Source organism: Corynebacterium sanguinis, assembly GCF_007641235.1.
GTDB lineage: Bacteria > Actinomycetota > Actinomycetes > Mycobacteriales > Mycobacteriaceae > Corynebacterium > Corynebacterium sanguinis.
Genome location: NZ_CP038157.1, coordinates 2145398 through 2167777, shown reverse-complemented (window position 1 = coordinate 2167777; position 22380 = coordinate 2145398). Strand labels below are relative to the sequence as shown.

The following is a 22380-nucleotide window of genomic DNA, read 5'->3' as shown; positions in this document are numbered from 1 at the left end:
GGTTGCAGGATTGGCCCAGCCGGGCGGTAGGCTAAACGCCCGTGAGCACCAATTCTGAGCACTCCGCCTCCCAGCCGCTCAACGTTGAGGACGTGAGCGATATCGACGACCCCCGCCGCCCGCTAACCCGGGCCCTGCGCCTTGGCGCGTGGGCGCTCGTCGCGCTGACCGTGCTGTCGCTGATGGCGTGGGGTGGGGTCTACGGGCTGCAGGGGATCTGGGGCGTGCTGATGGGCGCGGCCGTGGGAGGCGGGTTCGTCCTGCTGACCGCACTGTCTGTTCTCGCGACCTCCGGGACCTCGCCGACCAACACAATGGCCGTGGTGCTCGGCGGCTGGCTGCTCAAGATGGTTGTGCTTATCCTCGTGCTGCTATTCATCCGCGAGCTGACCTTCTACAACCACCTCGCATTTGGCGTGACGACGATCGCCGCGCTCGTGATCGTCCTGGCCGCCGAGGCGTGGGGTGTCATCACCACCCGGGTCAGCTACGTCGGCTAGTGTGATCCAGCGCTGAACCCACCCCCTGTGATGCAAATTACAAGGCGCGCTACGCTGGGTAAACGGGCCACGCGCTCGGGTGCTGGGCACACGTGTATCTCCGCTAGAGAACCCACACCCCCCGTTGACGGCCAAAAAGTTGTTGACCTGTTAGGCTAACCGCTGGGTTTACTTGAGGTATCCGCGTGCGCACCTGTGTGTTGGCGGGGATTTCACTTCAAGGCTCCCCCTGTCCCGCGGTCGCTGATGTGCGACGGAGTCCGCCGCGGAGACAGTCTTCTTGAAGACGTCCATCGCACCGCATTTCAACCGTTATGCGGCCCGAGAACGGGAGAGAACGCTGAGCGTTACAACTTTGGCCGAGGGCTTTAAGGGGTCATTCCACGCGCCCTCACTTGGTCCAGAATTTTTCCCGGGGCAAACGTACGGCCACATCATTGGCGAAGACTTCGCTAATGGTTGGTTCGCACTGGATCGCATCATGATCGTCCGCCTTGTAGTGGCGGCAATCCTGGTGCTTCTCTTTGTTATTGCTTTCAGGAAGCCTCAGCTGGTTCCTAAAGGCTTGCAGAACGTCGCAGAGATGGGTGTGGACTTCGTCCGCATCAACATCGCTGAAGACACGCTGGGGAAGAAGGATGGCAAGCGGTTCCTTCCGGTGCTGGCAACCATCTTTTTCACGATCTTGTTCATGAACGCGGCAACGATCATCCCGGGGCTCAACATCTCGCCTAACGCACGTATCGGCATGCCGATCGTCCTGGCGGCTGTGGCCTACATCGCGATGATCTACGCAGGCGTGCAGCGCTACGGCGCGAAGTACTTCAAGCACTCGCTCGTGATTCCGAACCTGCCTCCTGCGCTCCACCTCTTGGTGGTGCCAATCGAGTTCTTCTCGACGTTCGTTCTGCGTCCGGTCACACTGGCACTTCGCCTTATGGCGAACTTCCTGGCAGGCCACATAATTCTCGTCCTTCTGTACTCGGCTACCAACTTCTTCTTCTGGCAGCTGAACGCATGGACGGCCGTGAGTGGCCTGACGCTTATCGCAGCTTTGCTGTTCACCCTGTACGAGTTGATTATCATCTTCCTGCAGGCGTACATCTTTGCTCTTTTGACCGCGGTGTACATCGAGCTGTCGCTGCACGCTGATTCGCACTAGCAAAGCGCGAACCTACAGGCCAAACTGAATAACCCCACTCCATTGTCACTCGCTCGCACACCGCTTGAGAAAACCCGGCGTGCAGGCACCAAGAAAGGGAACGACTTTCACATGAACGAGACCACCACCACCTTCGACGGCCTTCAGTCCATCGGCTACGGTATCGCCACCATCGGCCCGGGCATCGGCATCGGCATGCTCGTCGGCAAGACCGTCGAAGGCATGGCTCGCCAGCCCGAGATGGCCGGCCAGCTGCGTACCACCATGTTCCTGGGTATCGCCTTCGTCGAGGCTCTCGCCCTCATCGGCCTCGTTGCCGGCTTCCTGTTCTAAAAGAACGCGAATTCACATCCCGTACACCTTTTAGATCAGGAGCAACCTATGACAAACGTCACCATTTATAACGTGGCTGCAGAAGGTGCTCTTCCGCTCGAGACCGAGCCGTCCATCCTTCTGCCTCCCATGTACGACGTGGTTTGGTCGTTGGTCGTCTTCGTCGTTGTCTTCTTACTCTTCTGGAAGTTCGTTCTTCCGAAGTTCCAGGAAGTGCTGGCGGAGCGCGAAGATCGAATCAAGGGCGGCATCGAGCGTGCTCAGGTCGCCCAGGCTGAAGCCAAGGCTGCCCTGGAGAAGAACAACGCAGAGCTCGCCGAGGCACGCGCCGAGGCCGCTGAAATCCGCGAAGCTGCCCGCGCAAAGGGCAAGGAGATTGAGGCGGAGGCTCGCGTCAACGCCGAAGCCGAATCCCGCCGCATTGTTGAGGCGGGGGAGAAGCAGCTGCAAGCTTCCCGTGAGCAGGTCATCTCCGAGCTGCGGAACGAAATGGGCCAGAACTCCATCACTCTTGCCGAGCGGTTGCTGGGCACTGAGCTGTCCGAGTCGACCCGCCGTTCCTCCACGATCGACGACTTCCTGGCCCAGCTCGACAACGTTTCCACGAGGAAGTAGGCGAGATGAAGGCAGCTAGTCGCGAAGCACAAGAGCAGGTACAGGGTCAGCTGGAAGAGCTGATCCGCAACTCCGACGATTCCGTCGCCGCCGCCGCTCAGATCGGAACAGAGCTGTTTCTCGTCGTAGACCAGCTTGACCGCGAGCGCGCGCTGCGTGTCGCTGTTGCGGATCAGTCCCTCGACGCATCCCAGCGCGAAGGCATCATGAACGCCGTACTCGGCAGCAAGGTTGCCGAGCCGACGAAGAAGGTGCTCAGCGAAGCGGCCAAGAGCGAATGGTCCACCCCGCGCGAACTGCGCGAAGGGCTGATCAACCTTGGGCGCCGGGCGCTGCTGATGGGGGCCGAGGAGCAGGGCCAGCTTGAACAGGTCGAAAACGAGCTGTTTGGACTGTCCGTGCTCTTGGAGGACGAAAAGCAGCTGGCCCAGTTGCTGTCTGACCGCACCGCAACCGCGGACAAGAAGCGCGGGCTGCTGGCTAGCGTGATTTACGGCAAGGTGACTATGTTCACCGAAGCCCTGGCCTTGCAGGTCATCGGGCGGCCCGAGAGCAACCCGATTGACGATCTCGCAGGCGTGGCCACCCAGGTGGCGCAACTGCGCGGCAAGACGGCGGCTCGGGTCACCTCCGCTGAGGAGCTTTCTGACTCCCAGCGCGAGACGCTCGCTGGCAAGCTTGAGCAGATTTACGGCCGTGAGATCGCCATCCACTCTGAGGTTGATCCCAGCCTCCTCGGCGGAATGGTGATCCGAGTCGGCGACGAGGTTATTGACGGCTCCACGCGTGGCAAGATCGCGCGCATGCGGGCAGACCTCGCCGCCACGACGGCTTACTAGAAAATACAATGCTGGAACAATCTACCGAGAGCAGGAAGAACATGGCGGAGCTGACGATCTCCTCCGATGAGATCCGTAGCGCGATAGCGAACTACACCTCGAGCTACTCTGCGGAGGCCTCCCGTGAGGAGGTCGGCGTAGTTACTTCGGCGGCAGACGGTATTGCCCAGGTTTCTGGGCTGCCGGGCTGCATGACGAATGAGCTGCTCGAGTTCCCAGGCGGAGTCATCGGTGTTGCGCAGAACCTTGAGACCGACTCCATTGGTGTCGTGGTCTTGGGTAACTTTGAGACGCTTACCGAAGGCGACGAAGTCAAGAGGACCGGAGAGGTCCTGTCCATCCCGGTCGGGGAAGATTTCCTTGGCCGCGTAATCAACCCACTGGGCCAGCCGATCGACGGCCTTGGCCCGATCGAGGCCTCCGAGGAGCGCGCACTTGAGCTCCAGGCCGCGGGCGTTCTCGACCGCCAGCCGGTCGAGGAGCCGATGGCTACCGGCATGAAGGCCATCGACGCGATGACCCCGATCGGCCGCGGACAGCGCCAGCTGATCATTGGCGACCGCAAGACCGGCAAGACCGCGGTCTGCATCGACACCATCTTGAACCAGAAAGCTTTCTGGGAGACCGGTGACCCGTCAAAGCAGGTGCGCTGCATCTACGTCGCAATCGGCCAGAAGGGTTCGACCATTGCCGGCGTGCGCCGCACCCTTGAGGAGCACGGCGCGCTGGAGTACACCACGATCGTCGCCGCACCGGCGTCCGATTCCGCCGGTTTCAAGTGGCTGGCACCGTTCTCCGCCGCTGCCCTGGGTCAGCACTGGATGTACCAGGGCAAGCACGTCCTGGTCATTTACGATGACCTGACCAAGCAGGCCGAGGCCTATCGCGCGATTTCGCTGCTGCTGCGCCGCCCGCCGGGCCGCGAGGCTTACCCGGGTGACGTGTTCTACCTGCACTCCCGCCTGTTGGAGCGCGCCGCGAAGCTTAACGACGAGCTCGGTGCCGGTTCCCTGACCGCCCTGCCGATCATTGAGACGAAGGCGAACGACGTGTCCGCGTTCATTCCGACCAACGTCATCTCGATCACCGACGGCCAGGTCTTCCTGCAGTCCGACCTGTTCAACCAGGGTGTCCGCCCCGCTATCGACGTCGGTATCTCCGTGTCCCGCGTCGGTGGCGCCGCGCAGACCAAGGGCATGAAGAAGGTCGCCGGCTCCCTGCGTCTTGACCTCGCCGCATACCGCGACCTTGAGGCCTTCGCCGCATTCGCCTCCGACCTGGACTCCGCCTCCAAGCGTCAGCTTGAGCGCGGCCAGCGCCTCGTCGAGCTGCTCAAGCAGCAGGAGAACGCGCCGCAGTCCGTGGAGTTCCAGATCATCTCGATCTGGCTCGCCAACGAGGGCGTCTTCGACGTCGTTCCCGTCGCAGACGTTCGCCGCTACGAGGCTGAGCTCCACGAGCACATCCGCGCTACCGCACCCGAGGTCTACGAGCAGATCGCCGGGGGTGCAGCCCTCGACGACACCTCGAAGGAGACCCTCCTGCGCGTCAATGAGGACTTCGCCCGTGGCTTCCAGACCTCCGACGGCGAGCGCATTGTGCGCGAGCCGGAGGCGGAGCCGCTTGAAGCCGGTGAGGTTAAGAAGCACCAGCTCAACGTCAACCGCTCCAAGTAGTCAACCACTTGGATCACTTCTACTTACAGGAAGGGAGGAGTACACACCATGGCAACACTTCGCGAATTGCGTGACCGCATCCGGTCCGTCAACTCAACGAAGAAGATCACCAAGGCCCAGGAACTGATCGCGACGTCGCAGATCACCAAGGCCCAGCAGCGAGTCGAAGCGGCAAAGCCGTACGCCGACGAGCTGCTACAGGTCATGGAGCGCCTCGCAGCCGCGAGCTCCCTCGACCACCCCATGCTCCACGAGCGTGAGAACGGTCGAGTCGCGGCGATCCTCGTGGTCACCTCCGACCGCGGTATGGCTGGCGGTTACAACCACAACGTGCTGAAGAAGGCAACCGAGCTTGAGCGCATGCTAGAAGAAGCCGGCTATGAGGTTGTTCGCTTCGTCGCCGGCGGCAAGGGCGTGACGCACTACAAGTTCCGTGACCAGAAGATCGGTGGCGCGTGGACCGGTTGGTCCCAGAAGCCGTCGTGGGAGGCAACGCACGACGTGCGGAGCCACCTCATTGACGGGTTCCTCGCCGGTTCCGAAGGCACGGTCGAGTGGCGCGAGGGCGTCAACGCGGCGGAAGGTGAGCGCGTGCCTGGTTTCGACCAGGTCCACGTCGTCTACACCGAGTTCGTCTCCATGCTTAGCCAGGAGGCCCGCGTGCACCAGCTGTTGCCGATCGAGCCCGTGCTTGAGGAATTCAATTACGAGCAGGACGGCATGCTGTCGAGCTCCGGCGAAGTCGGGCCCGACATGGAGTTCGAGCCGGACCCGGACACGTTGATGGACAAGCTGCTTCCGGCATACGTGTCGCGGACGCTCTACTCTATGTTCTTGGAGGCGTCCGCTTCGGAGTCGGCTTCTCGCCGCACGGCGATGAAGAACGCAACCGACAACGCGACGGAACTGGCTAACAACCTGTCCCGTGAGGCTAACCAAGCCCGTCAGGCACAAATCACCCAGGAAATCACCGAGATTATCGGCGGCGCGGGTGCGCTGGCCGATAGTGGAGAAAGTGACTAAATCATGACAACTGCTCTGTCCCAAGACGGACGCGATGAGCCGACGGGCGAGGCCGAGAACCAGGCTGTAGCCCGCGAGGCCGCTAGCACTCCGAACCCGGCAGGTTCTGAGAACGGCCGCATCGTTCGCGTCATCGGCGCGGTCGTCGACGTGGAGTTCCCGCGCGGCGAGCTGCCCGAGCTGTACAACGCACTGCACACCGAGATCGAACTCGGCGAGCTGTCCAGCACCCTGACCCTCGAGGTCGCTCAGTTCCTAGGCGACAACCTCGTGCGCGCCATCGCCATGGCACCGACGGACGGCCTCGTCCGCGGCGCTCAGGTGAAGGACTCCGGCAACCCGATCTCCGTGCCCGTGGGAGACCAGGTCAAGGGCCACGTGTTCAACGCCCTCGGCGAGTGCCTCGACGACCCGTCCGTGGGCGTCGACGGCGAGCGCTGGGGCATCCACCGCGACCCGCCCGCCTTCAAGGACCTTGAGGGCAAGACCGAGATCCTCGAGACCGGCATCAAGGTCATCGACCTTCTCACCCCGTACGTCAAGGGCGGCAAGATCGGCCTCTTCGGCGGCGCCGGCGTGGGCAAGACGGTTCTCATCCAGGAGATGATTACCCGTATCGCCCGCGAGTTCTCCGGTACGTCGGTCTTCGCCGGCGTCGGTGAGCGTACCCGTGAGGGCACCGACCTCTTCCTCGAGATGGAGGACATGGGCGTTCTTCCCGATACCGCCCTTGTCTTCGGCCAGATGGATGAGCCGCCCGGGGTCCGTATGCGCGTGGCTCTGTCCGGTCTGACCATGGCGGAGTATTTCCGCGATGTGCAGAACCAGGACGTGCTGCTGTTCATCGACAACATCTTCCGCTTCACCCAGGCTGGCTCCGAGGTGTCGACCCTTCTGGGCCGCATGCCCTCCGCCGTGGGCTACCAGCCCACCCTGGCTGATGAGATGGGTGTGCTCCAGGAGCGCATTACCTCGACCAAGGGCCGCTCGATTACCTCTCTGCAGGCCGTCTACGTGCCTGCCGACGACTACACCGACCCGGCCCCGGCGACCACCTTCGCCCACCTGGATGCAACGACCGAGCTGTCGCGTTCCATCGCCTCGAAGGGTATTTACCCCGCGGTGGACCCGCTGACGTCGACGTCGCGCATCCTAGAGCCGGGCATCGTCGGCGAGCGCCACTACGCGGTCGCCCAGAAGGTGATCGGCATCCTGCAGAAGAACAAGGAGCTGCAGGACATCATCGCCATCCTCGGTATGGACGAGCTCTCCGAAGAGGACAAGCTCACCGTCATGCGCGCACGTAAGATCCAGCGCTTCCTCGGCCAGAACTTCTTCGTCGCGAAGAAGTTCACCGGCGACGAGGGTTCCTACGTGCCGCTCGAGGAGACCATCGAGGCGTTCGATCGCCTCGCCGAGGGCGAGTTCGACGCCTACCCGGAGCAGGCGTTCTCGAACCTGGGTGGTCTGGACGACGTCGAGGCTGCGTACAAGAAGCTGCAGGAGAAGTAGGAGGGCCGCCATGGCAGACATCACCGTGCAACTGGTCTCGGTTGACCGCATGATCTGGACCGGTGAGGCCAGCATCGTCACCGCGCAGACCACCGAGGGTGAGATCGGCATTCTGCCGGGCCACGAACCGATCCTCGGTCAGCTTAAGGACAACGGCGTTGTCACGATCAACCCGGTCGACGGCGAGCGCATCGTCGCTGCCGTCCAGGGAGGCTTCCTCTCAGTGGTTGGCAACAAGGTCACCGTCTTGGCGGACTGGGCGACTCTCGCGAGCGAGGTTGACTCCTCGGAAGCAGAGTTGAACGCGAACCAGGACGACGACGAGCTGAGCAAGTGGCGCGGCCAGGCAGAACTTGCCGCCGTGCGACGCGCGGGCCGCTAACTCCTCGCGCGCTTCACTTCACGCGAAGCACAAAAGCAGCAACTCCAGTTTCACTCGGGGGTTGCTGCTTTTTTCATGTTCAAGGCCTAGATCTTTCGGACAATTCCGCTTACACGGGTTTGCGGATACAATGGCAAAAAGTGGCTTTCGTGGCCTTGTTTTCACAGCTAGGAGTAGTTTTATGGAGCTAATCGGCGGCGTCATTGCGGCAGCGGGGTTCATCGTGCTGCTGGCGGCGCTGTGGCGGTTGGTCTCCTTTCGCAACACCGGCTCCCAGGGCCTGCTGCGCAACCTGCCCGCGGACGGGGTGCACGGCTGGCGCCACGGGGTATATCGCTACAACGACGAGTGTCTGCGCTTTTATAAGCTTCGCTCCCTAACCTTTAGCAGCGACGTCGCTTTGGATCGGCGAATGACCGAAGTAGACGGTTTCCGAGAGCTGTCCGAGCTGGAACGAGAGATCATGCCCGACATTGACAAGGTGCTGATCCTTTCCACTCCGGACGGCTCTTTTGAGTTTGCGGGCGATCGCCGCGCGAGGATGGCGCTGGTGTCGTGGTTGGAATCCGCCCCTCACGTGCGCCAGATGCGCCGCGCGGTGAAGATGCCCGCCGGGCGCCCGAGCGGCGGGCGCGCCTCCCGGTCCTGACCGCGATCGAGCGCAGCAGCGCTTGTACTGTAGAGGCCATGCGCCTCGTCATTGCTCAGTGTTCCGTGGACTACGTTGGCCGCCTCGACGCCCATCTGCCGTCCGCGAAGCGCCTCATCATGGTCAAAGCGGACGGTTCCGTCTCGGTGCACGCCGACGACCGCGCCTACAAGCCACTGAACTGGATGACCCCGCCCTGCACCTTAAAGGAAGAGGCGGTCATCGATATCGACGGCGAAGATACCGGCGAGCAGCTCTGGATCGTGGAAAACGGCAAGGGCGAGCAGCTGCGCATCAGCATCGAGGAGGTGCTCAGCGAGACGGCGGTGGAGCTCGGTGAGGACCCAGGCCTGGTCAAAGACGGGGTGGAGTCGCACCTCCAGGAGCTGCTGGCGGAGCACATTGACACCCTCGGCGCGGACTACCGCCTGATCCGGCGCGAGTTCCCCACGGCGATTGGGCCGGTGGACATCCTCGCACGCGACCCCAACGGGCACACCGTGGCCGTGGAGGTCAAGCGCCGCGGCGGAATCGACGGGGTGGAGCAGCTCACCCGCTACGTCGAACTGCTCAACCGCGACGAGCTGCTCGCGCCGGTGCGCGGGGTGTTCGCGGCCCAGGAAATCAAGCCCCAGGCGCGCACGCTGGCTGAGGACAGGGGCTTTCGCTGTCTCGTGCTGGACTACGACGAGCTGCGCGGCATCGAGTCCACCGAGCTGCGCCTGTTCTAGGAAGAAGGGGAAGTCTCATGCCACGGCGAAACCGCCGCCACAACACCACCCCGGCTTACGTCTTGCCGCGGGACGGCTCCACGTTCATCGGGACGCAGCACGTCGAGGGCCCGCGCTGGAGCAACGGAGAGATCTACTGCGTGCGCCAGATCGGGTCGCAGGCCGCCACCAAGTTTTACGTCTGCCCGGGCTGCAACCAGAACATCCCGCCGGGTGTTGCGCACGTGGTGGCGTGGCCGCGGGAAACGGGGCGTGGGGCCGACGAGCGTCGGCACTGGCATAGGCATTGCTGGGAACGTCGCTAAGCTGGGCGGCATGATCGCAGCTTTCTCGGTCGCCCCGACGACCACCGATAACCCTTCCGCGGAGATGGCCGGGGCCGTGGCCCGCGCCGTGCGCGTCGTGCGCGAGTCCGGGCTCCCGCACGAAACGACGGCGATGTTCACCACCATTGAGGGCGAGTGGGACGAGGTCATGGACGTGATCAAACGCGCGACACAGGCGGTCGAGGCCGTCACCCCGCGCGTGTCCCTGGTGATCAAGGCGGATATCCGCCCGGGCCACACCAACATGCTGAAAACGAAGATGCAATCGCTGAACAAGCACTTGGAGGAGAATTCATGACCGGACCGCAGTACCAGGCAGGCGCCGTTGACTTAAGCGCGCTGAAGCAGACCGCCGAGCCCGCCGCCAGCGAAGGCGGGGCGTTCGAGCCGGTTATCACCGCAACCGAGGCGAACATCGAGAACGACGTGCTGCGCGCGTCGGCGAAGGTCCCGGTGATCGTTCACGTTGGCACGCAGCGCTCGCCCGATTCGGTGTCGCTCAAGGCCGCGCTCGAGGACCTCGCTCGCGGGCAGCGCGCCTTCCGCGTCGCCTACGTTGACGCCGACGCGACCCCTGCCGTGGCGCAGATGTTCGGGGTGCGCGTGCTGCCCACGGTCGTCGCGATCGCGGCGGGCCGGCCGGTGACCAGCTTCGAGGGCAACCAGCCCGACGGGCAGCTGCGGCAGTGGGTCGACGCGCTCGTGTCCAACGTGGGCAGCCAGCTCCAGGGCCTCGGCGAGGAGGCCGGCGAGCAGCCGGCGCACGACCCGCGCCTCGACGCCGCCACCGAGGCGCTCAACCGCAACGACTTTGACACCGCAACAAAGCTTTACGACGAGCTGCTTGCCGACGACCCGAAGAACGCCGACATCAAGCAGGCGCGCGCCACGATTGGCGTGCTGCGCCGGCTCGCGACCCGGGGCAACGACCCAGTGGCGGAGGCAGACGCGGATGCGGGGGACGTCGATAAGCAGCTTGCGGCGGCCGATGCTGAGGTGGCCGCGGGCGCGCCCAAGAAGGCCTTTGCGCGGTTGCTGCCGCTGGTCAAGGCGCACCCGGAGGCGAAGGAGCGGCTGCTCGAGCTGTTTGGCCTGTTCGAGGCCAGCGACCCGCGCGTGATCGAAGCGCGCACAAAGCTCGCCTCGGCGCTGTTCTAAGCTAGCGGACCAGCTTGTACAGCTGGACGCTCATCGCGGGCAGGTGCAGGGTGACCGACTGGGCGAAGTTGTCCCACTCGATCGCCTCCGTTGTCACGGTGTCCAGCAGCGGGTTGCCCGCGCCGCAGTAGATTGCGTCGTCAGTGTTGATCACCAGGTCCCAGTTGCCGGCCTCGGGCAGGCCGAGGCGGTAGTTTGAGTGTGACGCGCCGGAGAGGTTGACCACCGCGAGCAGGGGCTGGCCGTCGACGCCCCAGCGGATGTAGGCCAGCACGTTGTGCTCGTGGTCGTCGCCCTTGACCCACTGAAAGCCCAGCGGCGTATTGTCCTGGCTGAACAGCGCCGGGGTGTCGCGGTAGACGAGGTTGAGGTCGCGCACCAGGCGCTCAATGCCGCGGTGGTAGTCGTGCGACCACTCGCCGTTGACGTTGTCCCAGTTGATCGAGTTGGCCTCATCCCACTCCGTGGTCTGGCCCCAGTTGCAGCCCATGAACATCAGCTGCTTGCCGGGGTGGGAGTACATGTAGCCAAACATGGCGCGCAGCCCCGCGGCCTTGTTCCAATCGTCGCCGGGCATGCGCGTCCACAAGGAGCCCTTGCCGTGGACGACCTCGTCGTGGGAGAACGGCAGCACGTAGCGCTCGGAGAACGCGTAGACCAGCGAGAACGTGATCTCGTTGTGGTGGTAGTAGCGGTGGATGGGGTCCAGGGAGAAATACTCCAGGGTGTCGTTCATCCAGCCCATGTTCCACTTCAGGGAGAACCCGAGGCCGTTGGCCGCGGTCTGGGCCGTCACGCCCGGCCACGCCGTGGATTCCTCGGCGATGGTGACCACGCCCGGGTGGGTGCGGTGCACGGTGGCGTTGGTTTCCTGCAGGAACTTCACCGCGTCCCAGTTCTCGCGCCCACCCTGGCTGTTGGGCAGCCACTCGCCGTCGGTGCGGGAGTAATCGAGGTAGAGCATGGAGGCGACGGCGTCGACACGCAGCCCGTCGAGGTGGAACTCCTCGCACCAGTACAGGGCGTTGGCCACGAGGAAGTTGCGCACCTCGTTGCGGCCGAAGTCGAAGACGTAGGTGCCCCAGTCTTTTTGCTCGCCGCGGCGCCAGTCCGGGTGCTCGTACAGGGCGGTGCCGTCGAAGCGACCAAGCGCCCAGGCGTCCTTGGGGAAGTGCGCGGGCACCCAGTCGACGAATACGCCGATGTTGTTGGCGTGGAGCTCGTCGACAAGCGCGCGGAACTCATCAGGCGTGCCCCAGCGCGCGGTCGGGGCGTAGTAGCCGGTGACCTGGTAGCCCCAGGAGCCACCGAAGGGGTGCTCCGCCACGGGCAGGAACTCGACGTGGGTGAAGCCGTTCTCGACGAGGTAGGGGACCAGCTCTTCGCGCATGGTGTTGTAGTTCGCCCCCTGCCTCCAGGAGCCGATGTGGCACTCGTAGACGCTCATCGGCGCGTTGGTGGCGTCGATGCCCACGCGCCGCTGCATCCAGTCGCCGTCTTTCCACTCGTAGGTGCTGTCCGCGGCGACGACCGAGACGGTTTCCGGCGGGGCGAGTGTCTGGCGGGCCATGGGGTCGGCCTTGTCCACGCGCACGCCGTCGATGGTCTGCACAGCGAACTTGTACTGCGCGCCGGCCTCGATGCCGGGGATGAAGATCTCCCACACGCCCGTCGAGCCGAGGCTGCGCATCGGGTACTGGTTGGGGTTCCAGGCGCAGAAGTCGCCGACGACGGCGACGCCCTTCGCGTTCGGTGCCCACACGGCGAAGGAGGTGCCGCGGACCTCGCCGAGGCTGGTTTGGTAGGTGCGCAGGTTCGCGCCGAGGACTTCCCAGAGGCGCTCGTGGCGGCCCTCGTTGATCAGGTGGAGGTCGAACGAGCCCAGGGTGGGCAGGAAGTAGTAGCCGTCGGCGATGATCACCTGGTTGCCGAACGGGTAATGGATGCGCAGGCGGTAGTCGGGCGCGTGGTCGTCGTCAAGCCCGATGACCCAGATGTCGTCGCCGATAGGCTCCATCTCGAGGTGCTCGTTGTGGATGAGCACCTCGACCTTTTCCGCCCCGAGCTGGCGGGTGCGGATAACCGAGCCCTCCGACGTCGCGTGCCAGCCGTAAAAGTCGTGCGGGGCGTGGTGCTTGCACTCAAGCAGGCGCGCGCGGTCCGCGGCGGGGATCAGAAGCTGGAGGTTGCTCGCCATAATCGTCCTTGCGTGGTGGGAAGTGATCGTTTATCCGTTATCCGACGCTACCGAATTTCGACCTTGGTAGCGGGTTACGGCCGGTAGTCGTGGTCCGAGATGCTGCGGAACGCGAGCTGCTCGCGTTTCGACGCCTCCACGACCGGCAGCCGGAAAATGTGGGCGACGTTGGCCTGCGGGGTCAGCCGCACGAAGTTGTCGGTGCTCCACGTGTAGCGCTCGCCGCTGACCAGGTCGTCGACGGTGAAACTCTCACCGGGGGCGAGTCCGATCGCCTCGGCGTCGATGTGGACCATGCCCTCCTGCGTGGCGAAGGGGTCGAGGTTGACCACGACCAAAATCGCGTTGCCGCTGATCGCGTCGACCTTGGAGTACGCCATGATCTGCTCGTTGTAGGCCTTGTGGAAGTGCAGCTGGCGCAGCTGCTGCAGCGCCGGGTTGTCGCGGCGCAGGCGGTTGAGCAGCGTCAGGTAGGGCTCGAGCGACTCGCCGCGGGCGAGCGCCGCCGCGAAGTCGCGCGGGCGCAGCTCGTACTTCTCTGAGTTGAGGTACTCCTCGGAGCCAGCCGTGACCGGCTCGTGCTCGTAGAGCTCGTAGCCGGAGTAGACGCCCCACAACGGGCTCAGCGTCGCCGCGAGCGTGGCGCGGATCGCGAAGGCTGCTTTGCCACCGGTCTGCAGCGATTCGTGCAGGATATCGGGGGTGTTGACGAAGAGGTTGGGGCGCGAGACGTCGGCGACGTCGATAAGCATCTGCGCGAAGTCTTCCAGCTCAGCCTTCGAGGTCTTCCACGTGAAGTGGGTGTACGACTGGGAGAACCCGACCTTGGACAGGCCGAACATGCGCGGCGGGCGGGTAAACGCCTCGGCGAGGAAGATGACATCGGGGTGGGTTTCGCGCACTTCCGAGATGAGCCAGTGCCAGAAGTTCACCGGCTTGGTGTGCGGGTTGTCCACGCGGAACGTGGTCACACCGAGCTCGACCCAGTACATGATCACGCGGTAGATCTCCGCGTAGAGCACGTGCGGGTCGTTGTCGAAGTTGATCGGGTAGATGTCCTGGTATTTCTTCGGCGGGTTCTCGGCGTAGGCGATGGTGCCATCGGCAAGCACCGTGAAAAACTCGGGGTGCTCGCTGGCCCAGGGGTGGTCGGGCGCGGCCTGCAGCGCAAAGTCGAGGGCGACCTCAAGGCCCAGCTCGCGGGCGTGATCCATCATGGCCAGGAACTCGGCTTCGCCGCCGAGCTCCGGGTGGAACGCGTCGTGGCCGCCGTCGGCGGAACCGACCGCCCACGGCGAGCCCACGTCACTTTCCTCAGGCGTCAGAGTGTTGTTGCGGCCTTTGCGGTTGACCTCACCGATCGGGTGGATCGGGGGAAAGTAGACGGTGTCAAAACCCATCGCCGCCACGCGATCGAGCGCAGCCGAGGTGGTTTCCCACGTGCCGTGCACGGGTTTGCCCTCGGCGTCGACGCCGCCCGTGGAGCGGGGGAAGAGCTCGTACCAGGAATTGACCAGCGCAGCACGGCGCTCGACGTGAACATCGCAGATCGGCCCGCGGGTGACCTGCTCGCGCAGCGGGAACTCGTCGAGGATCTCGCGCACCTCGGCGCTGAGTCCCTCCTCAATGCGGGTCGCCAGGGGGAGGGTGTCGTCGGCAAGCGTCGTCGCTACGGCCTCAAGAACCCCCCGGTCGCCGTCCGGGGATTGGGCTGCGGCGCGGGTGAACAGGTCGATGCCGTGGGCAATGTCGTTGGACAGCTCCGCGGCGGATTGCCCGGCGGCGAGCTTCTTCGACACGGCGTTGCGCCACGTCGACATGGGGTCGCTCCATGCGTCGACGCGGAAGCGCCAGATACCCTGCACATCCGGAACGAACACTGCGTGGACATAGTCGGGGCGGTAAACCTCCTGCTGCATGAGGATGGAATACTGCTCCCCGCTTGGCGACGTCAGCTCCAACGTGGCCGCAACCGCGTCGTGGCCCTCGCGCCACACCAGCGCCGAGACCGGGACGACCTCGCCGACTACCGCCTTCGACGGCAGGGTGCGCCCGGAGACCTGGGGGCGAACGTCGTCGATTCCGAAACGGCCGAAAGAAGTGATACTGCCAGTGTGGCCAGAGCGTCCGGTCATGGTCATGCGGTTTACCTACCTCGAGACTTCGTGTGTGCCAATGGCTTTCACTTTTCAACAGTAGCCACTGCCACGGTGACGTGCCGGGCGAGGATGCGGTGCCACCGGAGGGCGGGTTTTACGTTGTGAATGCAGGCGCTGGGGCCGGGGTTTGGGGTCGGGGGTGCAGGAGGTTGAGGGTGTACTCATCGCCGCCTGCAGCCGGGGTTGCTCCTGTCACTGTCTGCCGCGGGTGTGGCTCCGGGTGGGATGTCACGGTCGAGCTAGTTGTGTTGGGGATGACCTGGGGTTTTGCGGTGCGTAGTTGGTTGACTGTGACATTTCACCGCCTGGGATGTCACGGTGGGGCGGATCCTGCCGGACCCGACCTGGTGTTTTACCGTCCGCGGCGGGTTGACTGTGACATTTCACCGGCTGAGATGTCACGGTGGAGCCAATCCTGCCGGACCCGACCTGGGGTTTTGCCGTCCGCGGCGGGTTGACTGTGACATTTCACCGGCTGAGATGTCACGGTGGAGCCAATCCTGCCGGACCCGACCTGGGGTTTTGCCGTCCGCGGCGGGTTGACTGTGACATTTCACCGGCTGGGATGTCACGGTGGAGCCAATCCTGCCGGACCCGACCTGGGGTTTTGCCGTCCGCGGCGGGTTGATTGTGATATTCCGCCGCCTGGGATGTCACGGTGGAGCCAATCTTGCCGGACCCGACCTGGGGTTTTGCCGTCCGCGGCGGGTTGATTGTGATATTCCGCCGCCTGGGATGTCACGGTGGAGCCAATCTTGCCGGACCCGACCTGGTGTTTTGCCGTCCGCGGCGGGTTGATTGTGATATTTCACCGCCTGGGATGTCACGGTGGAGCCAATCTTGCCGGACCCGACCTGGGGTTTTGCCGTCCGCGGCGGGTTGACTGTGACATTTCACCGGCTGGGATGTCACGGTGGAGCCAATCTTGCCGGACCCGACCTGGGGTTTTGCCGTCCGCGGCGGGTTGACTGTGACATTTCACCGCCTGGGATGTCACGGTGGAGCCAATCTTGCCGGACCCGACCTGGGGTTTTGCCGTCCGCGGCGGGTTGACTGTGACATTTCACCGCCTGGGATGTCACGGTCGAGCTAGTTGTGTTGGGGGTGACCTGGGGTTTTGGGGTGTGTAGTTGGTTGACTGTGACTTTTCGCCGCCTGAAATGTCACGGTCAACCAGCGACGAGAAATCCTCCGCAGATAAACACGACAAAAACGCCAAACCCCAACCGCTGTGCCGGCCCACGGGAAAAGATCAATTCACTTGATAACGCGATGAGCCCTTTTAGTCCACAATGGAAAGCGTGACTGATCGTGCAATTGAACCGGAGACCGACCCCGACTTGCTCATCGACTTTCAGGGCGTGGAGTTCGCACGCGGCGGGTCCACGTTAGTAGGCCCCATCGACTGGCAGGTCGAGCTCGACGAGCGCTGGGTTGTCATCGGGCCCAACGGCGCGGGCAAGACCACCTTGATCCGCATGGCGTCGGCCCAGGAATTCCCGTCAGCGGGTACGGCGTTTGTGGTCGGGGAGCAGCTCGGCCGCACCGACATGCGCGACCTGCGCGCCCAGATCGGCGTGACATCCTCGGCGGTGGCGCAGTGCGTTCCGGCGGAGGAGAGGGTCGGAGACCTCGTCGTTTCCGCCGGCTACGCGATTTTGGGCCGGTGGCGCGAAGAGTACGACGAGATGGACTATGACCAGGCGCTCGAGGTGCTCGAGCAGGTCGGTGCGATGCATTTGATCGACCGCACCTGGGGCACGCTATCCGACGGCGAACGCAAGCGGGTGCTGATCGCGCGCGCCATCATGACGAACCCGGAGCTGCTGATCATGGACGAGCCGGCCGCCGGGATGGACCTGGGCGGGCGTGAGGACCTCGTCGCCTATCTCGGCGATCTCGCGATGGACCCCGACGCGCCGGCGATCGTGATGATTACCCACCACGTCGAGGAAATCCCGCCGGGCTTTACGCACGCCATGCTTCTCGACGAGGGGGAGGTCGTCGCGCAGGGGCTTATCGACGACGTGCTGACCTCCGAAAACGTCAGCCGGGCCTACCACCAGCCGATCGAGGTGACCTCGCGTGACGGCCGGTACACGGCGCGGCGCACCAGCCGCGGGGGAACGCATCGCGCCAAGTAGGATGCCGGGAAGGAGGTGATGGGCTGTGGTCAGTGTCAATGACGCGCGCCTCGCCAGCACGGTCATCCTGACCCGCGACGGGGCTAGTGGCCTCGAGGTGTGGGTGTTTGAGCGCGTGATGTCCATGCCCAATTACCCGGGCATGACCGTGTTTCCCGGCGGCGGGGTGGACAGCCGCGACTTCCCGTCGCGAGCGGGGGCGCAAGATTTGTTGCAGGGCCGCTCCGCCGAGTCGCTGGGCCGTCAGCTGCAGGTCAGCGCTGAAACTGCGCACGCGCTGCTGTTTTCCGCCGTGCGGGAGCTGTTCGAGGAAACGGGCACGCTGTTGGCCGTCGACAAGCACGGTGCTCTGCCTGTCGACGCGCGCCCCTTCCACAGCCAGCGTCTGCGCCTGGAATCTCACGAGTTGTCGCTGACGGACGTTCTGCGCGACAACCAGTTTCGCGTTCCCGCAGACCTTGTCGCGCCGTACGCGCGCTGGGTCGGCCGTTCCGAGCGCGGTACGAAGTTCGACACGTTCACGTGGCTGGCTCAGTTGCCCGAGGGCCAGGAACCAGATGGCGCGACCGAGGAAGCCGACGACGCGAACTGGTTTCCGCCGGGCCTGCTTCTCGACGGCTGGCGCGCCGGGCTCGTGCGCTTCGCCCCGTCGACGTGGGCGCAGATCCTCGACCTGTCCAACTTTGACACCTCCCAGTCCCTGTGGGAGGCGGCGAAAGGCGCGGACATGACGCCGATTACCGACGACGCGATCAGCAACCCGCGGTACGCGGAATTTTTCACACTGCGCCCGGAAGACCGCATCGGGAGACCCTTTGAGCTTTAACCTGACCGAGGTCGCTTTTCTTGCCGCCCACGCGGACGAGATCGATGAGATCGCCGCCGAGGTCGCACTGACCAAGGCATCGGTGTTCGGGGACCGTGCCCTGCTCGCATCGCGCTTCGGCGACAACGCACGCGCCGTGATGGAGCTGATCGGCGCACGCCGGTCGGCCGCCGGCAAGCTACCCGCGGGCTGGCTGACGGACCTTGACGCGGCCGAGCAGGCAACACCGGCGCCGGTGGCGAACGTGCGCGCGCAACGCATCGCGGACAGCGGGGCTCGTGTGGTTCACGACGTGACCTGCTCCGTGGGCACCGAAGCACCGGCCTTCGCGGGAATGGACTGGCTCGGTTCGGACATCGACCCCGTGCGCCTGTCGATGGCGCGCTACAACCTCGGCGCAGGTGCGTGGCTCGCGCGGGCGGACGCTCTGGCGCCCGTCGCCCGCGGCGCGGTCATCGTCGCCGACCCAGCCAGGCGCGCCGGGGGCCGCAGGATCACTGACCCCGCGCAGCTCGTGCCCCCGCTGCCGGAGTTGCTGGACGTCTACCAGGGGTCCGAGATGGCGGTCAAGTGCGCGCCGGGTATCGACTACTCCGCCTGGGAGGGTCTGGTGAGCGTGGTTTCCGTCGACGGGGCCGTGAAAGAGGCGTGCCTGTACACGCCTGGGCTCGCGGGCGGGCACACGCGTGAGGCAGTTGTGTTGCGCAGCGATGGGTTCAGCGAGACCGTGACCTCGGGTGAATCCGATGTCGTGCCGGTGGGTGCGCCGGGAGCCTTCGTCATCGAGCCGGACGGGGCGATCATCCGCGCCGGTCTGGTGCGCCACTGGGGTGCGCGCTACGGGTTGCGGATGCTTGATGAGCACATCGCGTTCCTGAGCGGGGATCGTATCCCTCCCGGATACAGCGGTTTCCGGGTGCTCGACGCGGTGCCGGTGCGCCAGCTTAAGGCCGCACTGTCCGGCTACGGCGCCGGTGGGGTAGAAATCCTCGTGCGAGGCGTCGACGTTGACCCCGACCAGCTGCGCGGCCGACTCAAGCTCAAGGGTGGCCGGCAGATGGGGGTCGTGATTGCGCGCGTGGGCATGAGCGCGGTGGCGTACGTGTGCGAGGCACGCCAGTGGGGGCAGCGGCCTTCCGCCTAAACCCAGACGGGTCAACATGGATGTGTTCCACCGAAACTCGGCCCATGTTGATGCGTCTGAGTTTCGGGTGAAGCGTCACCGGAGCGTCGATAAGCTAGGCCCATGGCTTACTTCGATCACGCCGCGACCACGCCGATGCGCCAGTGCGCCATTGATGCCTGGGTAGAGTACTCCTCCCAGCTCAACCCCGGCGGGCAATACCGTTCGGGGCGCGAGGCGTCCGCGGTGCTGGCGCAGGCGCGCGAGGACATCGCCGAAGCGCTCGGGGCCGACCCCGTCGAGGTGGTTTTCACCGGCTCGGGCACCGAGGCCAACAACATCGCGGTGCGCGGGCTCTTTCGGGCCTGCGCCAACGAGCGCATCGTCGCCAGCCCCATCGAGCACCCGGCAGTGTTGGAGACGGTCAAGTCCCTCGCCGTGACTGAGGGTGCCAAGGCGCAGTGGCTGCCAGTGAATATGGCGGGCGTTGTCAACGACCTCGGGGCCCTCGACGCCCCGGCGGCGGTGGCGGCGCTGATGTGGGCGAACAACGAAACGGGTGCGATCCAGCCGGTGGCGCAGGCCGCGGCGCGCGCGGCGTCTGCGGGCACGCCGCTGCACGTCGACGCGGTCCAGGTCGTGGGCAAGCAGCCTGTGGACTTCCATGAGCTCGGAATGACGACGCTCGCCGCCAGCGCACACAAGTTCGGCGGGCCGCGGGGCATGGGCATTCTGCTGGCCCGCCGCTCGCCGGCGCCCGCTGCCACGCTCACCGGCGGCGGTCAGGAGCGGGGGCTGCGCCCTGGCACAGTCGATGTGGCCTCGGCAGTCGCGACGGCCGTGGCGCTGCGGGAGGCGGTGGCTGAGATGGAGTCAGAGCGGGTACGGGAGGCGTCGTTACGCGATGAGCTCGTGCGCGGGGTGCTGGCGGCGGTACCCGACGCGCGGCTGACCACGACGTCTCCGGTGCTCGATAGTCACGCGCATTTCCTGTTCCCGGGCGCGAACGGGGACGCGTTGATCATGCTTCTCGACGCCCGCGGGATCGAGGCGTCGACGGGGTCGGCGTGCGCGGCGGGTGTCAACCGCGCCAGCCACGTGCTCGAGGCGATGGGGGTGCCGCAGGTTGATGCTGCGGGGGCGCTGCGGTTAAGCCTCGGCAGGACCACGACGGCACACGACGTGGAAAAGGTGGTGCGCGAAATAGTGGATGTGGTTAAGCGGGCGCGTGTGGCCGGTGCACTCTGATGTTTTAGTTGTTGTTCGTGTGTCATGTGGTACTTGTGTGGTTGAACTCCGGTATGGTGCGGGACATGCATGCTTCCCGCAGACTCACGCCCGTCCTTGCTGCGCTCACCGCGGCCGTACTGACCGTGGTGCTCGCCGTCGCCGTCCCGTTTAGCCCAACGATGCGTACCGGCGCCAGCGCGCAGAACATCCCCGGCGTCGTCCAGGGCGTCGACGTCGCGGGCCACCAACGCCCCGGCGGCGAGCCCATCGACTGGCGCAGCGTCGCCGGCCCGGGCGGCCAGCAGTTCGCCTTTGTCAAGGCCACCGAAGGAAACGGTTGGAAAAACGAGTTCTACGACGAGGACGCCAACGCCGCGGCCGCAGCCGGGCTGAAGGTCGGCGCGTACCACTACGCCCGCCCCGCCGAGGACCCGAGAGCCCAGGCGAAGCACTTCGCCGACGTGATCAGCAACGGCCCGGCCCTTAGCCTGCCCCCGGTGCTCGACCTCGAGGTCGACGAGGGACTGTCGCCGACCGCGCTGGCCGCGTGGACGGGCACCTTCCTCACCGAGCTCGAGCGCTCCACCGGCACGAAGCCGATGATTTACACCTACCGCTACTTCTGGTACGAGCGCATGAACGACACATCCGCCTTCACCGGGTACCCGTTGTGGCTCGCCGCGTACCAGAACCAGGCGCCGCGCCCCGTCGGCGGCTGGGACAAGATCTCGTTTTGGCAGCGCTCCGACTCCGGCCGCGTCCCCGGCGTGAGCACCCCGGTCGACCTCAACGTGTTCAACGGCTCCGACTCCGACCTCGGCGCGTTCTCCGCGGGCAACCACAGCGCCGGCGGCGGCGTGCTCGAGTCCTTCCAGGTCCCCGAATCCGGCGAGCTTGAGGTCCTGGGCCAGGACAACACGGCCCTCGTGGTGGCCATCCTGGGCCTGGCCACCGGGGTCCTGAACCAGCCGCAGATCGCGGACGCCGCCGCGCAGTTCGGGTTCAGCCCGGACGACGCCTCGAATATCGCCTCCGCGGTCCAGAGCTTGGCTGCCGAGGGCAAGCTGCCCGTCGGCGACCTGCGCGCGATGATGGTCGGAGACTACTCCGTCGGCGACCTGCTCATCTTGCTCAACAACGCGCAGAAGTAGCGCACGGCCCTACAGCCCCAATGCCCGGAGCACCTCGGTGGTGCATCCGGGCAATTGTGTGTGCGGCACCCCGGAGATCTCAACAACGCGCCCGAGCCGCGCGGACGACGTCGGAACCACCGAGTCGGCATCCGAGACCAGCGAGACGATGTCTACCCCGCACGGCACTACTGGCTCGCCGACGTCCTCGAGCTCGGTGAAGGATTGTCCGAGAAGAGGGCCGACAAGCCAGTCGCGGCGGTACCACGCGCGGTGGTCGGTGCCGCGCCACGCGGCACCGAGGCCCACCACCGTGCGCACGCGCTCGCGAACACGTTCATCCTCCAGGGCGCGAAGCGCGACCAGGCCCCCACTGGAGTGGCCGACGATGTCGACCCGCGTGACTGTGTCCGGCAGTTCCAGGATGGTTCGGGCGACGTCCTCAGCCGAGCTGTCGATCGCAGCCGTTCCCCGGTCCCCGTGAGTCGGCGCAATCAGGTCTACGCCGCGCTCGGCGAGAGCCTCGGTCAGCGGGCGAAACACAAAGGGTTCTGAGAGCGTGCCGTGAACTGCGACAACAACCCGCCCACTCGACTGGGAGGTCGCTGTGGAGGGGTCGGGAAGTATGCGCGGAATGTGGGAGAACAGGGCCATGGGGGTCTACG

22 protein-coding genes are annotated in these 22380 nt (G+C 65.1%); 19 read left to right on the top strand and 3 right to left on the bottom strand.

Annotated features, from left to right (window positions below; translation table 11 throughout):
• Nucleotides 1-41 precede the first annotated feature (41 nt).
• From E3227_RS10460 to E3227_RS10395, 14 genes are all read left to right on the top strand, one after another.
• On the top strand, nt 42-500 hold the full coding sequence (locus tag E3227_RS10460) for a Cg1360 family ATP-synthase-associated protein (RefSeq protein WP_144318420.1): 459 nt from the start codon (nt 42-44) through the stop codon (nt 498-500).
• Between the two features lie 355 nt (nt 501-855).
• On the top strand, nt 856-1662 hold the full coding sequence (gene atpB, locus E3227_RS10455) for a F0F1 ATP synthase subunit A (RefSeq protein WP_144318655.1): 807 nt from the start codon (nt 856-858) through the stop codon (nt 1660-1662).
• A gap of 111 nt (nt 1663-1773) precedes the next feature.
• Nucleotides 1774-1995, top strand: a complete 222-nt coding sequence (locus tag E3227_RS10450; RefSeq protein ID WP_006840802.1) for an ATP synthase F0 subunit C — start codon at nt 1774-1776, stop codon at nt 1993-1995.
• Nucleotides 1996-2043: 48 nt separating this feature from the next.
• Complete coding sequence (locus E3227_RS10445; RefSeq protein WP_144318419.1) at nt 2044-2610, top strand: F0F1 ATP synthase subunit B; 567 nt, start codon at nt 2044-2046, stop codon at nt 2608-2610.
• Nucleotides 2611-2615: 5 nt separating this feature from the next.
• Entirely contained in the window at nt 2616-3449 is an 834-nt protein-coding gene (locus E3227_RS10440; RefSeq protein ID WP_144318418.1) for a F0F1 ATP synthase subunit delta, read from the top strand.
• 8 nt (nt 3450-3457) lie between these two features.
• Nucleotides 3458-5125 carry a F0F1 ATP synthase subunit alpha gene (gene atpA, locus E3227_RS10435; protein WP_144318417.1) on the top strand — a complete coding sequence of 556 codons (1668 nt, stop codon included), beginning with the start codon at nt 3458-3460 and terminating at the stop codon, nt 5123-5125.
• 48 nt (nt 5126-5173) lie between these two features.
• On the top strand, nt 5174-6148 hold the full coding sequence (locus E3227_RS10430; RefSeq protein WP_144318416.1) for a F0F1 ATP synthase subunit gamma: 975 nt from the start codon (nt 5174-5176) through the stop codon (nt 6146-6148).
• A 3-nt stretch (nt 6149-6151) separates the two neighbouring features.
• Complete coding sequence (gene atpD, locus E3227_RS10425) at nt 6152-7660, top strand: F0F1 ATP synthase subunit beta (RefSeq protein WP_246062684.1); 1509 nt, start codon at nt 6152-6154, stop codon at nt 7658-7660.
• A 10-nt stretch (nt 7661-7670) separates the two neighbouring features.
• Nucleotides 7671-8042 (top strand): F0F1 ATP synthase subunit epsilon, encoded by a 372-nt coding sequence (locus E3227_RS10420; RefSeq protein ID WP_144318415.1) that lies wholly within the window; start codon nt 7671-7673, stop codon nt 8040-8042.
• Between the two features lie 181 nt (nt 8043-8223).
• A complete protein-coding gene (locus E3227_RS10415) occupies nt 8224-8691 on the top strand; it encodes a DUF2550 domain-containing protein (protein WP_170228673.1) in 468 nt (155 codons plus the stop codon).
• Nucleotides 8692-8729: 38 nt separating this feature from the next.
• Entirely contained in the window at nt 8730-9422 is a 693-nt protein-coding gene (gene nucS, locus E3227_RS10410) for an endonuclease NucS (protein ID WP_144318413.1), read from the top strand.
• 17 nt (nt 9423-9439) lie between these two features.
• A complete protein-coding gene (locus tag E3227_RS10405; RefSeq protein ID WP_144318412.1) occupies nt 9440-9727 on the top strand; it encodes a hypothetical protein in 288 nt (95 codons plus the stop codon).
• A 10-nt stretch (nt 9728-9737) separates the two neighbouring features.
• Nucleotides 9738-10046 (top strand): thiamine-binding protein, encoded by a 309-nt coding sequence (locus E3227_RS10400; protein WP_144318411.1) that lies wholly within the window; start codon nt 9738-9740, stop codon nt 10044-10046.
• Nucleotides 10043-10906: a tetratricopeptide repeat protein gene (locus tag E3227_RS10395; protein WP_144318410.1), complete on the top strand. Its 864-nt coding sequence runs from the start codon at nt 10043-10045 to the stop codon at nt 10904-10906. The genes E3227_RS10400 and E3227_RS10395 overlap by 4 nt, the downstream gene beginning before the upstream one ends.
• 1 nt (nt 10907) lies before the next feature.
• On the opposite strand, the gene glgB is transcribed toward E3227_RS10395, so the two are convergent.
• Entirely contained in the window at nt 10908-13103 is a 2196-nt protein-coding gene (gene glgB, locus E3227_RS10390; protein ID WP_144318409.1) for a 1,4-alpha-glucan branching protein GlgB, read from the bottom strand.
• Nucleotides 13104-13177: 74 nt separating this feature from the next.
• Nucleotides 13178-15244: a maltotransferase domain-containing protein gene (locus E3227_RS10385; protein ID WP_144318408.1), complete on the bottom strand. Its 2067-nt coding sequence runs from the start codon at nt 15242-15244 to the stop codon at nt 13178-13180.
• A gap of 1310 nt (nt 15245-16554) precedes the next feature.
• Here E3227_RS10385 and E3227_RS10380 point away from each other — a divergent pair.
• The 5 genes from E3227_RS10380 (at nt 16555) to E3227_RS10360 (ending at nt 21736) form a co-directional block, all read left to right on the top strand.
• Entirely contained in the window at nt 16555-17406 is an 852-nt protein-coding gene (locus tag E3227_RS10380) for an ABC transporter ATP-binding protein (protein ID WP_144318407.1), read from the top strand.
• 25 nt (nt 17407-17431) lie between these two features.
• Nucleotides 17432-18232: an NUDIX hydrolase gene (locus E3227_RS10375; protein WP_144318406.1), complete on the top strand. Its 801-nt coding sequence runs from the start codon at nt 17432-17434 to the stop codon at nt 18230-18232.
• A complete protein-coding gene (locus E3227_RS10370) occupies nt 18222-19376 on the top strand; it encodes a THUMP-like domain-containing protein (protein WP_144318405.1) in 1155 nt (384 codons plus the stop codon). Before E3227_RS10375 ends, E3227_RS10370 begins: the two co-directional genes overlap by 11 nt.
• 102 nt (nt 19377-19478) lie before the next feature.
• Nucleotides 19479-20603, top strand: coding sequence for a cysteine desulfurase family protein (locus E3227_RS10365; RefSeq protein ID WP_144318404.1), 1125 nt, complete (start codon nt 19479-19481; stop codon nt 20601-20603).
• Nucleotides 20604-20668: 65 nt separating this feature from the next.
• Nucleotides 20669-21736: a glycoside hydrolase family 25 protein gene (locus E3227_RS10360; RefSeq protein ID WP_144318403.1), complete on the top strand. Its 1068-nt coding sequence runs from the start codon at nt 20669-20671 to the stop codon at nt 21734-21736.
• A 9-nt stretch (nt 21737-21745) separates the two neighbouring features.
• Here E3227_RS10360 and E3227_RS10355 read toward each other — a convergent pair whose 3' ends face one another.
• On the bottom strand, nt 21746-22369 hold the full coding sequence (locus tag E3227_RS10355; protein ID WP_144318402.1) for an alpha/beta fold hydrolase: 624 nt from the start codon (nt 22367-22369) through the stop codon (nt 21746-21748).
• Nucleotides 22370-22380 lie beyond the last annotated feature (11 nt).

Coding starts and splice junctions, on each gene's coding strand:
- E3227_RS10450 (WP_006840802.1), top strand. CDS start 1,774: ATGAACGAGACCACCACCACCTTCGACGGCCTTCAGTCCATCGGCTAC.
- E3227_RS10445 (WP_144318419.1), top strand. CDS start 2,044: ATGACAAACGTCACCATTTATAACGTGGCTGCAGAAGGTGCTCTTCCG.
- E3227_RS10440 (WP_144318418.1), top strand. CDS start 2,616: ATGAAGGCAGCTAGTCGCGAAGCACAAGAGCAGGTACAGGGTCAGCTG.
- atpA (WP_144318417.1), top strand. CDS start 3,458: ATGCTGGAACAATCTACCGAGAGCAGGAAGAACATGGCGGAGCTGACG.
- E3227_RS10430 (WP_144318416.1), top strand. CDS start 5,174: ATGGCAACACTTCGCGAATTGCGTGACCGCATCCGGTCCGTCAACTCA.
- atpD (WP_246062684.1), top strand. CDS start 6,152: ATGACAACTGCTCTGTCCCAAGACGGACGCGATGAGCCGACGGGCGAG.
- E3227_RS10420 (WP_144318415.1), top strand. CDS start 7,671: ATGGCAGACATCACCGTGCAACTGGTCTCGGTTGACCGCATGATCTGG.
- E3227_RS10415 (WP_170228673.1), top strand. CDS start 8,224: ATGGAGCTAATCGGCGGCGTCATTGCGGCAGCGGGGTTCATCGTGCTG.
- nucS (WP_144318413.1), top strand. CDS start 8,730: ATGCGCCTCGTCATTGCTCAGTGTTCCGTGGACTACGTTGGCCGCCTC.
- E3227_RS10405 (WP_144318412.1), top strand. CDS start 9,440: ATGCCACGGCGAAACCGCCGCCACAACACCACCCCGGCTTACGTCTTG.
- E3227_RS10400 (WP_144318411.1), top strand. CDS start 9,738: ATGATCGCAGCTTTCTCGGTCGCCCCGACGACCACCGATAACCCTTCC.
- E3227_RS10395 (WP_144318410.1), top strand. CDS start 10,043: ATGACCGGACCGCAGTACCAGGCAGGCGCCGTTGACTTAAGCGCGCTG.
- glgB (WP_144318409.1), bottom strand. CDS start 13,103: ATGGCGAGCAACCTCCAGCTTCTGATCCCCGCCGCGGACCGCGCGCGC.
- E3227_RS10385 (WP_144318408.1), bottom strand. CDS start 15,244: ATGACCATGACCGGACGCTCTGGCCACACTGGCAGTATCACTTCTTTC.
- E3227_RS10380 (WP_144318407.1), top strand. CDS start 16,555: ATGGAAAGCGTGACTGATCGTGCAATTGAACCGGAGACCGACCCCGAC.
- E3227_RS10365 (WP_144318404.1), top strand. CDS start 19,479: ATGGCTTACTTCGATCACGCCGCGACCACGCCGATGCGCCAGTGCGCC.
- E3227_RS10360 (WP_144318403.1), top strand. CDS start 20,669: ATGCATGCTTCCCGCAGACTCACGCCCGTCCTTGCTGCGCTCACCGCG.
- E3227_RS10355 (WP_144318402.1), bottom strand. CDS start 22,369: ATGGCCCTGTTCTCCCACATTCCGCGCATACTTCCCGACCCCTCCACA.